This is a genomic window from Serratia sp. (in: enterobacteria) (assembly GCF_052400455.1).
GTDB classification, from domain to species: Bacteria; Pseudomonadota; Gammaproteobacteria; order Enterobacterales; family Enterobacteriaceae; genus Serratia; species Serratia ureilytica.
Map to the genome: position 1 here is coordinate 234,061 of NZ_CP185812.1, position 14,012 is coordinate 248,072.

Genomic DNA, 14,012 nt, shown 5'->3' on the forward strand with positions numbered 1-14,012 from the left:
ATCGTGCTGAAATGCATTTTCGCGCCATAACCCGTATCGTTGGTCTGCTGGTCATCCTGTTCTCCGGGACGATGTTTATTCCCGGCCTGGTGGCATTGATTTATCGCGATGGGGCGGGGCGAGCGTTCAGCCAAACGTTCTTCGTGGCGTTGACCATCGGGCTGATGCTGTGGTGGCCGAACCGTAAGCAGAAACACGAGCTGAAGCCGCGTGAAGGTTTCCTGATCGTCGTGCTGTTCTGGACCGTGCTGGGCAGCGTGGGGGCATTGCCGTTCCTGTTTTCGGAACGTCCTAATTTGTCGCTGACCGACGCCTTCTTTGAATCCTTCTCGGGATTGACGACTACCGGCGCAACGACGCTGGTGGGGCTGGACTCGTTGCCTAAGGCCATCCTGTTCTATCGCCAAATGCTGCAATGGATGGGCGGGATGGGGATCATCGTGTTGGCGGTGGCGATACTGCCGATACTCGGCGTCGGGGGCATGCAGCTGTATCGGGCGGAAATGCCCGGGCCGCTGAAAGATAACAAGATGCGTCCGCGTATTGCCGAAACCGCCAAAACCCTGTGGCTAATCTATGTGTTGCTGACCGTCGCCTGTGCGCTGGCGCTCTGGGGGGCCGGGATGTCGGTGTTCGACGCCATCGGCCACAGTTTCTCGACCATCGCCATTGGCGGGTTTTCTACCCACGATGCCAGTATCGGTTATTACGCCAGCCCGACCATCAACACCATCATTGCCGTGTTCCTGCTGATTTCCGGCTGTAACTACGGTCTGCACTTCGCTTTGCTAAGCGGCCGCAGTCTGAAGGTCTATGGGCGCGATCCTGAATTCCGCATGTTTATCTTCGTTCAACTGACGCTGGTGGTGGTGTGCACGTTGGTGCTCTGGGGACATGGCGTCTATAAGAGCGGTATGGAAACGCTCAATCAGGCGTTCTTCCAGGTGGTATCGATGGCGACCACGGCCGGTTTTACGACCGACAGCATCGCCAAGTGGCCGCTGTTCCTGCCGATGCTGTTGCTGTGTTCGGCATTCATCGGCGGTTGCGCCGGTTCGACCGGCGGCGGCCTGAAGGTGATCCGTATTCTGCTGTTGTACCTACAGGGCTCGCGCGAGTTGAAAAGGCTGGTGCACCCCAACGCGGTCTATACCATCAAATTGGGCAATCGCGCATTGCCGGAACGTATTCTGGAAGCGGTGTGGGGATTCTTCTCCGCCTATGCGCTGGTGTTTATCGTCAGCATGCTGGCGATCATTGCGACCGGCGTTGATGATTTCTCCGCGTTTGCCGCAGTGACGGCAACGCTGAATAACCTTGGTCCTGGTCTGGGCGTGGTGGCGGACAACTTCACCACGATGCCGGCGGCGGCCAAGTGGATCCTGGTGGTGACGATGCTGTTCGGGCGCCTGGAAGTGTTTACATTGCTGGTGCTGTTCACGCCAACCTTCTGGCGTGAGTGAGCCTGTTATAAGGAGTACGCCATGAAGGCATTGATACTTTATTCGAGCCGTGACGGGCAAACACGTGCTATCGCTTCTTATATAGCAAGCAAATTGCAGGATACGCTGCGCTGTGAGGTTATCGATCTGTTGCAGGCGGAACAGATCGACCTTAGCCAGTATCAGCAGGTGATGATCGGCGCTTCTATTCGCTACGGGCACTTTAACCCGGTGCTGGATAAATTCGTTAAACGTCATGCCGAACAGTTGAATCGGATGCCCAGCGCATTCTTTGCCGTCAATCTGACCGCGCGCAAACCGGAAAAGCGTTCGCCGCAAACCAACGCCTATACCCGCAAGTTCCTGTTGGCGTCGCCGTGGCAGCCAAAACAGTGTGCGGTGTTTGCCGGGGCATTGCGTTATCCACGTTATCGCTGGTTCGATCGCATCATGATTCAATTTATTATGCGTATGACCGGTGGAGAAACGGATACCAGTAAGGAAGTTGAGTACACAGATTGGCAGCAAGTCGATCGTTTCGCCCAGGAATTTAGCCAGATTCAGTACGAAAAGTGACAAAAATGCGGGTTTGGTCAGCGTTTTGCCGAAAAAATCCGCGCTTGAAAAGTTTTTTGCATTTAGGGGTTGCGGCCTGCCGAGAACTCCCTATAATGCGCCTCCACTGACCGGGAACAACGACTGACAAGCCGCCGGGTCAGCGAGAGGAAAGCGAAATAAACGCTTGACTCTCCGGGTGAAAAGCGTAATATACGCCACCTCGAGTTAGCAAGCGAAAGCGCCTAACTCACTGCTCTTTAACAATTTATCAGACAATCTGTGTGGGCACTCCACAAGACGATATCCAGCATCTTCGGATGCAAAAAATATCAAGTCTTGAAGAGTGACTAACTGAAGTAAAATTCATGCAGTAAATCTTTGAGCATCGCTTCTCGAGTGGAAGCACATCAAGCTTTTAATTGAAGAGTTTGATCATGGCTCAGATTGAACGCTGGCGGCAGGCTTAACACATGCAAGTCGAGCGGTAGCACAGGGGAGCTTGCTCCCCGGGTGACGAGCGGCGGACGGGTGAGTAATGTCTGGGAAACTGCCTGATGGAGGGGGATAACTACTGGAAACGGTAGCTAATACCGCATAACGTCGCAAGACCAAAGAGGGGGACCTTCGGGCCTCTTGCCATCAGATGTGCCCAGATGGGATTAGCTAGTAGGTGGGGTAATGGCTCACCTAGGCGACGATCCCTAGCTGGTCTGAGAGGATGACCAGCCACACTGGAACTGAGACACGGTCCAGACTCCTAAGGAAGGCAGCAGTGGGGAATATTGGACAATGAGCGAAAGCTTGATCCAGCTATATCGCGTGTGTGAAGAAGGCCTTAGGGTTGTAAAACACTTTCAGCGAGGAGGAAGGTGGTGAACTTAATACGTTCATCAATTGACGTTACTCGCAGAAGAAGCACCGGCTAACTTCGTGCCAGCAGCCGCGGTAATACGAGGGGTGCAAGCGTTAATCGGAATTATTGGGCGTAAAGCGCACGCAGGCGGTTTGTTAAGTCAGATGTGAAATCCCCGGGCTCAACCTGGGAACTGCATTTGAAACTGGCAAGCTAGAGTCTCGTAGAGGGGGGTAGAATTCCAGGTGTAGCGGTGAAATGCGCAGATATTTGGAGGAATACCAGTGGCGAAGGCGACCCCCTGGACAAAAACTGACACTGAGGTGCGAAAGCATGGGGAGCAAACAGGATTAGATACCCTGGTAGTCCATGCAGTAAACGATGTCGATTTGGAGGTTGTGCCCTTGAGGCGTGGCTTCCGGAGCTAACGCGTTAAGTTGACCGCCTGGGGATTACGACCGCAAGGTTAAAACTCAAATGAATTGACGGGGGCTCGCACAAGCGGTGGAGCATGTGGTTTAATTCGATACAACACGAAAAATCTTACCTACTCTTGACATCCAGAGAACTTTCCAGAGATGGATTGGTGCCTAAAGGAACTCTGAGACAGGTGCTGCATGGCTGTCGTCAGCTCGTGTTGTGAAATGTTGGGTTAAGTCCTATAACGAGCGCAACCCTTATCCTTTGTTGCCAGCGGTTCGGCCGGGAACTCAAAGGAGACTGCCAATGATAAATTGGAGGAAGGTGAGGACGACGTCAAGTCATCATGGCCCTTATGAGTAGGGCTACACACGTGCTACAATGGCGTATACAAAGAGAAGCGACCTCGCGAGAGCAAGCGGACCTCATAAAGTACGTCTTAGTTCGGATTGAAATCTGTAACTCGATTTCATGAAGTTGGAATCGCTAGTAATCGTAAATCAGAATGTTACGGTGAATACGTTCTCGAGCCTTGTACACACCGCCCGTCACACCATGGGAGTGGGTTGCAAAAGAAGTAGGTAGCTTAACCTTCGGGAGGGCGCTTACCACTTTGTGATTCATGACTGGGGTGAAGTCGTAACAAGGTAACCGTAGGGGAACCTGCGGTTGGATCACCTCCTTACCTAAAGATATTAGTTCGAGTGGCGTGCTCACACAGATTGTCTGATGAAAAAGTAACGAGCAAAAGCGTCATAAAAGTACGGTGTCGTGTCCCCTTCGTCTAGAGGCCTAGGACACCGCCCTTTCACGGCGGTAACAGGGGTTCGAATCCCCTAGGGGACGCCAAGCTTCCGACCCACCCGGTGAAAGCGGCGGTCTCAAGTATCTGACGATACACCATATCTTAAAGATGACTTCCGAGTCATGTTTAAGATATTGCTCTTTAACAATCTGGAACAAGCTGAAAATTGAAACATGACGGCTGAAATTTGTCCCTCCGTAGATGTATTGGGATGAAGAGTAACCTGTCATAGAGTCTCTCAAATGTTTGCAGCGCGAACGATGGAAACATCTTCGGGTTGTGAGGTTAAGTGACTAAGCGTACACGGTGGATGCCTAGGCAGTCAGAGGCGATGAAGGGCGTGCTAATCTGCGAAAAGCGTCGGTAAGGTGATATGAACCGTTATAACCGGCGATACCCGAATGGGGAAACCCAGTGTGTTTCGACACACTATCATGTCATGAATACATAGTGGCATGAGGCGAACCGGGGGAACTGAAACATCTAAGTACCCCGAGGAAAAGAAATCAACCGAGATTCCCCCAGTAGCGGCGAGCGAACGGGGAGGAGCCCAGAACCTGAATCGGCTTGTGTGTTAGTGGAAGCGTCTGGAAAGTCGCGCAGCAAAGGGTGATAGCCCCGTACACTAAAATGCACAGGTCGTGAGTTCGATGAGTAGGGCGGGACACGTGACATCCTGTCTGAATATGGGGGGACCATCCTCCAAGGCTAAATACTCCTGACTGACCGATAGTGAACCAGTACCGTGAGGGAAAGGCGAAAAGAACCCCGGCGAGGGGAGTGAAATAGAACCTGAAACCGTGTACGTACAAGCAGTGGGAGCACCTTCGTGGTGTGACTGCGTACCTTTTGTATAATGGGTCAGCGACTTATTTTTTTTAGCAAGCTTAACCGTATAGGGGAGCCGTAGGGAAACCGAGTCTTAACTGGGCGATTAGTTGCAAGGTATAGACCCGAAACCCGGTGATCTAACCATGAGCAAGTTGAAGGTTAATTAAATCTAATTGGAGGACTGAACTGACTAATGTTGAAAAATTAGCGGATGATTTGTGGATAGGGGTGAAAGGCTAATCAAGCTCGGAGATAGCTGGTTCTCCTCGAAAGCTATTTAGGTAGCGCCTCGTGAACTCATCTTCGGGGGTAGAGCACTGTTTCGGCTAGGGGGCCATCCCGGCTTACCAAACCGATGCAAACTCCGAATACCGAAGAATGTTATCACGGGAGACACACGGCGGGTGCTAACGTCCGTCGTGAAGAGGGAAACAACCCAGACCGCCAGCTAAGGTCCCAAAGTCATGGTTAAGTGGGAAACGATGTGGGAAGGCATAGACAGCCAGGATGTTGGCTTAGAAGCAGCCATCCTTTAAAGAAAGCGTAATAGCTCACTGGTCGAGTCGGCCTGCGCGGAAGATGTAACGGGGCTAAACCATGCACCGAAGCTGCGGCAGCGACGCTTAGCGTTGTTGGGTAGGGGAGCGTTCTGTAAGCCGTTGAAGGTGGCCTGTGAGGGTTGCTGGAGGTATCAGAAGTGCGAATGCTGACATAAGTAACGATAAAGCGGGTGAAAAGCCCGCTCGCCGGAAGACCAAGGGTTCCTGTCCAACGTTAATCGGGGCAGGGTGAGTCGACCCCTAAGGCGAGGCTGAAAAGCGTAGTCGATGGGAAACAGGTTAATATTCCTGTACTTGGTGTTACTGCGAAGGGGGGACGGAGAAGGCTAGGCTGGCCGGGCGACGGTTGTCCCGGTTTAAGCGTGTAGGGGGTGTGACCTGGTAAATCCGGTTGCATACTAACCCTGAGGCGTGATGACGATGCACTACGGTGCAGAAGTAGTTGATGCCCTGCTTCCAGGAAAATCCTCTAAGCTCCAGGTAACATTAAATCGTACCCCAAACCGACACAGGTGGTCAGGTAGAGAATACCAAGGCGCTTGAGAGAATCTCGGGTGAAGGAACTAGGCAAAATGGTGCCGTAACTTCGGGAGAAGGCACGCTGGCATGTAGGTGAAGTCCCTTGCGGATGGAGCTGAAGCCAGTCGAAGATACCAGGTGGCTGCAACTGTTTATTAAAAACACAGCACTCTGCTAACGTGTAAACGGATGTATAGGGTGTGACGCCTGCCCGGTGCTGGTAGGTTAATAAAGAATGTTAATTTAAACAATGAAGCATTTAATAAAAGCCCCAGTAAACGGCGGCCGTAACTATAACGGTCCAAAGGTAGCGAAATTCCTTGTCGGGTAAGTTCCGACCTGCACGAATGGCGTAATGATGGCCACGCTGTCTCCATTTAGAACTCAGTGAAATTGAATTTGCTGTGAAGATGCAGTGTATCTACGGCTAGACGGAAAGACCCCGTGAACCTTTACTATAACTTCACACTGAACATTGAGCCTTGATGTGTAGGATAGGTGGGAGGCTTTGAAGCGTGGACGCCAGTCTGCGTGGAGCCATCCTTGAAATACCACCCTTTAATGTTTGATGTTCTAATCTCGGCCCCATAATCTGGGGTGAGGACAGTGTCTGGTGGGTAGTTTGACTGGGGCGGTCTCCTCCTAAAAAGTAACGGAGGAGCACGAAGGTTAGCTAATCACGGTCGGACATCGTGAGGTTAGTGCAAAGGCATAAGCTAGCTTGACTGCGAGAGTGACGGCTCGAGCAGGTACGAAAGTAGGTCTTAGTGATCCGGTGGTTCTGAATGGAAGGGCCATCGCTCAACGGATAAAAGGTACTCCGGGGATAACAGGCTAATACTGCCCAAGAGTCCATATCGACGGCAGTGTTTGGCACCTCGATGTCGGCTCATCACATCCTGGGGCTGGAGTTGGTCCCAAGGGTATGGCTGTTCGCCATTTAAAGTGGTACGCGAGCTGGGTTTAGAACGTCGTGAGACAGTTCGGTCCCTATCTGCCGTGGGCGTTGGAAGATTGAGAGGGGTTGCTCCTAGTACGAGAGGAGCGGAGTGAACACACCACTGATGTTCGGGTTATCATGCCAATGGTATTGCCCGGTAGTTAAGTGTGGAAAAGATAAGCGCTGAAAGCATATAAGTGCGAAACTTGCCTCAAGATAAGTCTTCCCTGGGCCTTTAAGGCCCCTGAAGGAACGTTTAAGACTAAGACGTTGATAGGCTGGGTGTGTAAGTGCAGCGATGCATTGAGCTAACCAGTACTAATGATCCGTGAGGCTTAACCTTACAACACCGAAGGTGTTTTTAGAGAGATTTTCAGCGACGTTCCAAGATTGGTTCTGATGGCTTCATGGAAGTGAAGCGGTTGGAATGAAACAGAATTTGCCTGGCGGCAATAGCGCGGTGGTCCCACCTGACCCCATGCCGAACTCAGAAGTGAAACGCCGTAGCGCCGATGGTAGTGTGGGGTCTCCCCATGCGAGAGTAGGACACTGCCAGGCATCAAATAAAGCCGAAAGCCCTGAACTGACGTTCAGGGCTTTTTGCTATGCGTAAAATAAATCCCCTGATCGTATCTATTGCTTAGAAAAATACCTATTTCAGCGGACGTGGCTTATTTACATAAGCACGTATAATGCTTTTGAGCAGGAGAATAACCAGCTCAATATATAATTGATAGATTCAGATTATTATTTAAATAATAAAAATGCCTATTTATGAACATGTTGATAAGAATTATCCTGTTATATCAAAGATAAATCCTAATTCTTCAGTGCATTACTCGATAAATTTCACGTTAATTAAAACAAATATTAGCCAGACGCTTCGAATCGAGTAGACTAAGCAAAAGATTATTTCCGCATGGGTACTGAACGTTATGTCTACTGAAAGCGCGTCTTTAAAAAACCACAATACTTTTGCGCTCCCGGTCAACGCAGCGCACCTGGTCATCGCCGATAGAATTGAGTTGATGCTCAAAGTCTGGCAACAAACGCGCAAGCGTCAGGAGCCGCTGCTGATTCTCGGTGAAGGTAGCAACGTACTGTTCCTGGAAGACTTTTCGGGTACGGTCATGGTTAACCAACTGAAGGGCATCGATGTTCGAGAAGATAACGATGCCTGGTATCTCCATGTCAGCGCCGGTGAGAATTGGCACGATCTGGTGCAATATACGCTGCAGGCCGGGATCTGCGGGTTGGAGAACTTGGCGTTGATTCCTGGACTGGCCGGCTCCGCGCCTATCCAGAATATCGGTGCCTATGGCGTCGAATTGAAAGATGTCTGTGAGTATGTCGACCTGCTGGACTTCTCTACGGGTGCCATCGATCGCATTCCGGCAGCCGATTGTGGTTTCGGCTATCGGGAAAGCATTTTCAAACATCGCTTCCAAACTGGGCATGCCATTGTCGGGCTGGGTCTGCGTCTGAGCAAGCAGTGGCAACCCAAGTTGAGCTATGGCGATCTGGCCAAGCTGGATCCCGCCACGGTGACGCCACTTCAGGTATTCGAATCCGTATGTGCCATGCGCCGCAGCAAGCTGCCGGACCCGCGCGAAACCGGTAATGCCGGCAGTTTCTTCAAGAATCCGCTGGTGAACGCGGGGAAAGCCGCAGAACTCATCACACAATATCCCGGCATGCCGCATTATCCGCAACAGGATGGTCAGGTGAAGCTGGCCGCTGGCTGGCTGATCGATCAGTGCGAACTGAAGGGGCATCGCATCGGTGGCGCAGCCGTACACCGCCAGCAGGCGCTGGTGCTGGTGAATATCGATAATGCGCATAGTCAGGATGTGGTGGCTCTGGCGCGCCATGTCCGTAAGACTGTGGCCGATAAATTCGGCGTATGGCTGGAACCTGAGGTGCGTTTCATTGGCGCAACTGGCGAATTGAACGCTGTGGTGGTGCTGTCATGAGAGATACCAAGGTCCCGTTAAAACTGATCGCGCTATTGGCCGACGGTGAATTCCATTCCGGGGAACAGCTCGGTGAGTCATTGGGCATGAGCCGCGCCGCGATCAATAAGCATATTCAAACCGTTCGCGAGTGGGGGCTGGATGTCTTTACTGTACCGGGGAAAGGATACAGCTTGCCTGCTCCCATGCAGCTATTGGAGGCGGAACGCATTCTTAGAGGGCTGGACGACAAGCGAGTTACCGTGCTGCCGGTCGTAGACTCTACCAATCAATATTTGCTGGATCGTATCGAAACGCTGCAATCTGGCGACGCCTGCATCGCTGAGTACCAACTGGCCGGCCGCGGTCGTCGTGGGCGTCAGTGGATTTCGCCGTTTGGCGCCAATTTATACCTGTCGATGTTTTGGCGATTGGAGCAGGGGCCGGCTGCGGCGATGGGGCTGAGCCTGGTGATCGGCATGGTGATGGCGGAGGTCTTGCAGCGTCTTGGCGCTAAAGACGTGCGAGTCAAATGGCCCAACGATCTTTACCTGAACGATCGCAAATTGGCAGGAATCTTGGTCGAGTTGACGGGGAAAACCGGCGATGCGGCTCAGTTGGTCATCGGCGCCGGCATTAATTTGGCGATGCGGGATACCAATGCGAGTGGGATCAATCAAGGTTGGATCAACCTGCAAGAAGCCGGTATTAACATCGATCGTAATGAGCTCACCGCCACTCTGCTTAATGAATTGCGGCAGTCATTAAAACAATTCGAGATAGATGGGCTGGCGCCATTCATTGGCCGTTGGCGCACGCTGGATAATTTTATCGACAGACCGGTCAAACTGCTGATTGGCGAGCGACAGATTGTGGGTATCGCCCGGGGTATCGACGCGCAAGGTGCACTCCTGCTGGAACAAGAAGGGGAAATCAAACCCTTTATCGGCGGAGAGATATCGCTGCGCAGCGCGGAATAGTGAGAAAAGACAAGGGGACGGCAGCGTCCCCTTGATCGTTCGGTAGGCTTATTTTCTTAAACGCACGCTTTCAACGGCATGGTTGGCGCTTTTGGTCATAATCAGGCTCGCGCGTTCGCGGGTAGGCAGTATGTTCTGCTGCAAATTCAATCCATTGATTTCATTCCATAATTGCGTGGCGATATTAATCGCCTCCGGTTCCGGCAATTTTGAATAATTATGGAAATAAGAATCAGGATTGGAAAATGCGCCCTGACGGAATTTCAGGAAACGGTTGATATACCAGCTTTGCAATAGCGTCTCCGGCGCATCGACATATATAGAGAAGTCGACGAAGTCGGAAACGAATACGCGATGCGGATCGTGAGGATAATCCATACCGCTTTGCAATACGTTAAGCCCTTCCAGGATAAGAATGTCCGGCTGTTCGATGACTTTATTACCTTCGGGCACAACGTCATAGATCAAATGGGAATAAACCGGGGCGGTGACACGTTTGGCGCCGGATTTCACTTCCGACACGAACTTCACCAGGCTATGCATATCGTAAGACTGCGGGAAGCCTTTTTTCTTCATCAAACCGCGTTCGTTCAGCACCTTGTTTGGATGCAAGAAGCCGTCGGTCGTGATCAGCTCAACGCTGCGGTGTTCCGGCCAGCGGCTCAGTAGCGCCTGCAACAGACGTGCGGTCGTGCTCTTGCCGACGGCTACGCTGCCGGCGATGCCGATGACATAGGGAATCTTTTGCCCGTCGGTGCCGAGGAATTGTTCCAGTACCGCCTGCCGGCGCAGGTTGGAACTGATATAGAAGTTCAACAGTCGTGACAGCGGCAGATAAATCTGCGCAACTTCTTCCAACGAGAGATCTTCGTTAATCCCTTTCAGTTTAACGATCTCTTCTTCCGACAACGTCAGCGGCACCGAATCTCGCAACGCAGCCCACTGGGTACGATCGAACTGTAGGTAAGGCGTTGCTAAAGATTGATCTCTTTTTATCATAAGCCAAATTCTGCCTGTTAACGCAGGTTGGGAAAGGCGCCGGACGCCAACTCCAGAGAATAAACAAGCTGCATATTATAGACAGCTTCGTTTTTGGCGTAGACTTTTTTCGCAAAAGTTGTCGATAGGCAGCAGTTTATGTCAATTGTGCGAAGCGGCGCGCAGTTGATAAAGCGGGGTTGCAAGGCGGTATCATGGAGTCAGGATACCGCCTGAAGGTTAGCTGGCGATAGCGCGTGAAGACGGGGTCACGGTGAACAGACGTTTGTAATAAATGACGGTTGAGTGGTAATAGCCATCGGGTCCGGCCGCATAGTCAGGCATTTCACCCAGGCAGCGATAGCCCAGACTGCGATAAAGTGCTTCTGCCGCCGAACCGGCCTGTGTATCCAGATACAGTAGCCCGCGCTGCTGTTGCAGTGCTGCTTGCTCCAACGTCTTCATTAGCGCCAGGCCTACGCCGTTGCGACGAGCGCGGCTATGAACCAGCAGTTTCACTACCTCCGCACGATTACGGCCATTCGGTTTCTGGCAGAGCTCGAGTTGAACGGTGCCAACGACGCCGCGTTCGTCGCGGGCAATCCACAATAGCAGCTCACCCTTGGCCAAGGCCGGACGCAGGCTGTGGAAGTAACTCTCGGCGTCTTCATGCGGGATTAAGGTGTCGTAGCCCACTGAAGCGCCGTGGGTGACCGCATCGGTCAACAGGCGAGCCAATTCATCGCGATAAATCGGGAGCGTAGCGGCGTTGATAGGCACTATTTTCATCGGTCATTCCTCCAGATATGGGGGTAATGAAGATAAGCAATAACTGCGCCAGAGCGATAAAAGGCATAGCCACGGCGAAAGAGCAAGGAATAAGTGTAGTTCACGCCACGAACCAGGGCAGCCATCCTCTTTTTGGTGCATCGATCCCGCTCACGGTTTACCGCCGTGGGTTACGTGTTTTGAGAAGCCCGACACGGAGAAAGGGGCGTTCAAAGCTTGCAAAAAGTGGATAAAATTGTAGAGAATGATTGCCGCAAGTGATGAATGTTTGCACGCCACAGGCTGCGAATTGCATGACAGCATGCAAAATTGACTGATTTATGAGCGAAAGTGCGCGTAAAGCAATTTTTTTGTTGCATAGGTCGCCCGCTCTACCTAGAATGCGCTGCACTTGATGCCGGCTTAGCTCAGTAGGTAGAGCAACTGACTTGTAATCAGTAGGTCACCAGTTCGATTCCGGTAGCCGGCACCATTCAAGTCACAAGTAGTTAAAATCTGGTGGGGTTCCCGAGCGGCCAAAGGGAGCAGACTGTAAATCTGCCGTCACAGACTTCGAAGGTTCGAATCCTTCCCCCACCACCAAATCTTGCCTTCGGCGATTAACTGAGATGCGATAAACACCGCAACGGTTGATGGCGGGAGGAGAGGGCGAAAGCCTTCGGCAAGGTTCGAGTTGTGCAGCGCGAGGCGCAGCCGGCCCGAAGGATACGAGCCGAGTGATGAACAATCCTGCTCTATCCCCAAAATTCTACAGAAAAATCAGGTAGCCGAGTTCCAGGATGCGGGCATCGTATAATGGCTATTACCTCAGCCTTCCAAGCTGATGATGTGGGTTCGATTCCCACTGCCCGCTCCAAGATGTGCTGATATAGCTCAGTTGGTAGAGCGCACCCTTGGTAAGGGTGAGGTCGGCAGTTCGAATCTGCCTATCAGCACCACTTCTTAATTTCTCGCCCCCTGATTTTCTTTCTGTTCTGGATTCAACGAGCAAATGCTTGGTTGATGTGGTGATACCACCGATTTATCCGTGTCTTAGAGGGACAATCGATGTCTAAAGAAAAGTTTGAACGTACAAAACCGCACGTTAACGTCGGTACTATCGGCCACGTTGACCACGGTAAAACTACCCTGACTGCAGCGATCACTACCGTTCTGGCTAAAACCTACGGCGGTTCTGCACGTGCTTTCGACCAGATCGATAACGCGCCAGAAGAAAAAGCTCGTGGTATCACCATCAACACCTCTCACGTTGAGTATGACACCCCGACTCGTCACTACGCGCACGTTGACTGCCCAGGGCACGCCGACTACGTGAAAAACATGATCACCGGTGCTGCTCAGATGGACGGCGCGATCTTGGTAGTTGCTGCGACTGACGGCCCAATGCCTCAGACCCGTGAGCACATCCTGCTGGGTCGTCAGGTTGGCGTTCCTTTCATCATCGTATTCATGAACAAATGCGACATGGTTGATGATGAAGAGCTGCTGGAACTGGTAGAAATGGAAGTTCGCGAACTGCTGTCCGCGTACGACTTCCCAGGCGACGACCTGCCAGTGATCCGCGGTTCCGCGCTGAAAGCGCTGGAAGGCGAAGCTGAGTGGGAAGCGAAAATCATCGAACTGGCCGAAGCCCTGGACAGCTACATCCCAGAGCCAGAGCGTGCTATCGACAAGCCGTTCCTGCTGCCAATCGAAGACGTATTCTCCATCTCCGGTCGTGGTACCGTTGTTACCGGTCGTGTTGAGCGCGGTATCATCAAAGTTGGCGAAGAAGTTGAAATCGTTGGTATCAAAGACACCGTTAAGTCTACCTGTACTGGCGTTGAAATGTTCCGCAAACTGCTGGACGAAGGCCGTGCTGGTGAGAACGTAGGTGTTCTGCTGCGTGGTATCAAACGTGAAGAAATCGAACGTGGTCAGGTACTGGCTAAACCAGGCTCTATCAAGCCGCACACCCAGTTCGAATCTGAAGTGTACATCCTGAGCAAAGATGAAGGTGGTCGCCACACGCCATTCTTCAAAGGCTACCGTCCACAGTTCTACTTCCGTACTACTGACGTGACCGGTACCATCGAACTGCCAGAAGGCGTAGAGATGGTAATGCCAGGCGACAACGTGAACATGGTTGTAACCCTGATTCACCCAATCGCGATGGACGACGGTCTGCGTTTCGCAATCCGTGAAGGCGGCCGTACTGTAGGCGCTGGTGTTGTTGCTAAAGTTATCGCTTAATCGCTGATAAAGTTTGACGCGACACGCGGTAAAAGGGCATCATTTGATGCCCTTTTTCTACGCTGTGAACTAGAACCTATCTCATCAGCGATTTTGCAGTCATAATCATTGGTGAGATGGGCTCTTAAACTGTATTGACTGAATACGTCATGG

General features: G+C 51.9%; 7 protein-coding genes, 5 tRNA genes, 3 rRNA genes and 1 other RNA gene. 14 read left to right on the forward strand and 2 right to left on the reverse strand.

Annotated features, from left to right (window positions below):
- Window positions 1–11: 11 nt before the first annotated feature.
- The 8 genes from trkH (at window position 12) to birA (ending at window position 9,860) form a co-directional block, all read left to right on the forward strand.
- Window positions 12–1,463 carry a Trk system potassium transporter TrkH gene (trkH, locus tag ACORQT_RS01070; RefSeq protein WP_004934492.1) on the forward strand — a complete coding sequence of 484 codons (1,452 nt, stop codon included), beginning with the start codon at window positions 12–14 and terminating at the stop codon, window positions 1,461–1,463.
- A gap of 21 nt (window positions 1,464–1,484) precedes the next feature.
- Window positions 1,485–2,018 carry a menaquinone-dependent protoporphyrinogen IX dehydrogenase gene (gene hemG, locus ACORQT_RS01075; protein ID WP_033652659.1) on the forward strand — a complete coding sequence of 178 codons (534 nt, stop codon included), beginning with the start codon at window positions 1,485–1,487 and terminating at the stop codon, window positions 2,016–2,018.
- Between the two features lie 398 nt (window positions 2,019–2,416).
- Window positions 2,417–3,958 (forward strand): 16S ribosomal RNA (locus ACORQT_RS01080).
- An 88-nt stretch (window positions 3,959–4,046) separates the two neighbouring features.
- Window positions 4,047–4,122, forward strand: a tRNA-Glu gene (locus tag ACORQT_RS01085).
- Between the two features lie 239 nt (window positions 4,123–4,361).
- A 23S ribosomal RNA gene (locus ACORQT_RS01090) occupies window positions 4,362–7,271 on the forward strand.
- Window positions 7,272–7,370: 99 nt separating this feature from the next.
- A 5S ribosomal RNA gene (gene rrf, locus ACORQT_RS01095) occupies window positions 7,371–7,486 on the forward strand.
- The 16S, 23S and 5S rRNA genes sit together here with 1 tRNA gene alongside, the layout of an rRNA operon.
- A 377-nt stretch (window positions 7,487–7,863) precedes the next feature.
- Complete coding sequence (gene murB / locus ACORQT_RS01100; RefSeq protein WP_042783473.1) at window positions 7,864–8,901, forward strand: UDP-N-acetylmuramate dehydrogenase; 1,038 nt, start codon at window positions 7,864–7,866, stop codon at window positions 8,899–8,901.
- Window positions 8,898–9,860 (forward strand): bifunctional biotin--[acetyl-CoA-carboxylase] ligase/biotin operon repressor BirA, encoded by a 963-nt coding sequence (gene birA / locus ACORQT_RS01105; protein WP_033644354.1) that lies wholly within the window; start codon window positions 8,898–8,900, stop codon window positions 9,858–9,860. The genes murB and birA overlap by 4 nt, the downstream gene beginning before the upstream one ends.
- Before the next feature lie 48 nt (window positions 9,861–9,908).
- Here birA and coaA read toward each other — a convergent pair whose 3' ends face one another.
- Complete coding sequence (gene coaA, locus ACORQT_RS01110) at window positions 9,909–10,859, reverse strand: type I pantothenate kinase (protein WP_025304936.1); 951 nt, start codon at window positions 10,857–10,859, stop codon at window positions 9,909–9,911.
- A 219-nt stretch (window positions 10,860–11,078) separates the two neighbouring features.
- Entirely contained in the window at window positions 11,079–11,627 is a 549-nt protein-coding gene (locus tag ACORQT_RS01115; RefSeq protein ID WP_033644356.1) for a GNAT family N-acetyltransferase, read from the reverse strand.
- 396 nt (window positions 11,628–12,023) lie between these two features.
- Between ACORQT_RS01115 and ACORQT_RS01120 the strand changes: the two genes are divergently transcribed.
- The 6 genes from ACORQT_RS01120 to tuf all read left to right on the forward strand — a co-directional run bounded on the left by ACORQT_RS01120 (window position 12,024) and on the right by tuf (window position 13,859).
- A tRNA-Thr gene (locus tag ACORQT_RS01120) sits at window positions 12,024–12,099 on the forward strand.
- 25 nt (window positions 12,100–12,124) lie between these two features.
- Window positions 12,125–12,209, forward strand: a tRNA-Tyr gene (locus ACORQT_RS01125).
- 46 nt (window positions 12,210–12,255) lie between these two features.
- Window positions 12,256–12,371, forward strand: a non-coding RNA gene (locus tag ACORQT_RS01130) — RtT sRNA.
- Window positions 12,372–12,408: 37 nt separating this feature from the next.
- Window positions 12,409–12,483: transfer RNA gene (locus ACORQT_RS01135), tRNA-Gly, on the forward strand.
- A gap of 6 nt (window positions 12,484–12,489) precedes the next feature.
- Window positions 12,490–12,565, forward strand: a tRNA-Thr gene (locus ACORQT_RS01140).
- Between the two features lie 109 nt (window positions 12,566–12,674).
- Window positions 12,675–13,859 carry an elongation factor Tu gene (gene tuf, locus ACORQT_RS01145; protein ID WP_015376315.1) on the forward strand — a complete coding sequence of 395 codons (1,185 nt, stop codon included), beginning with the start codon at window positions 12,675–12,677 and terminating at the stop codon, window positions 13,857–13,859.
- Window positions 13,860–14,012 lie beyond the last annotated feature (153 nt).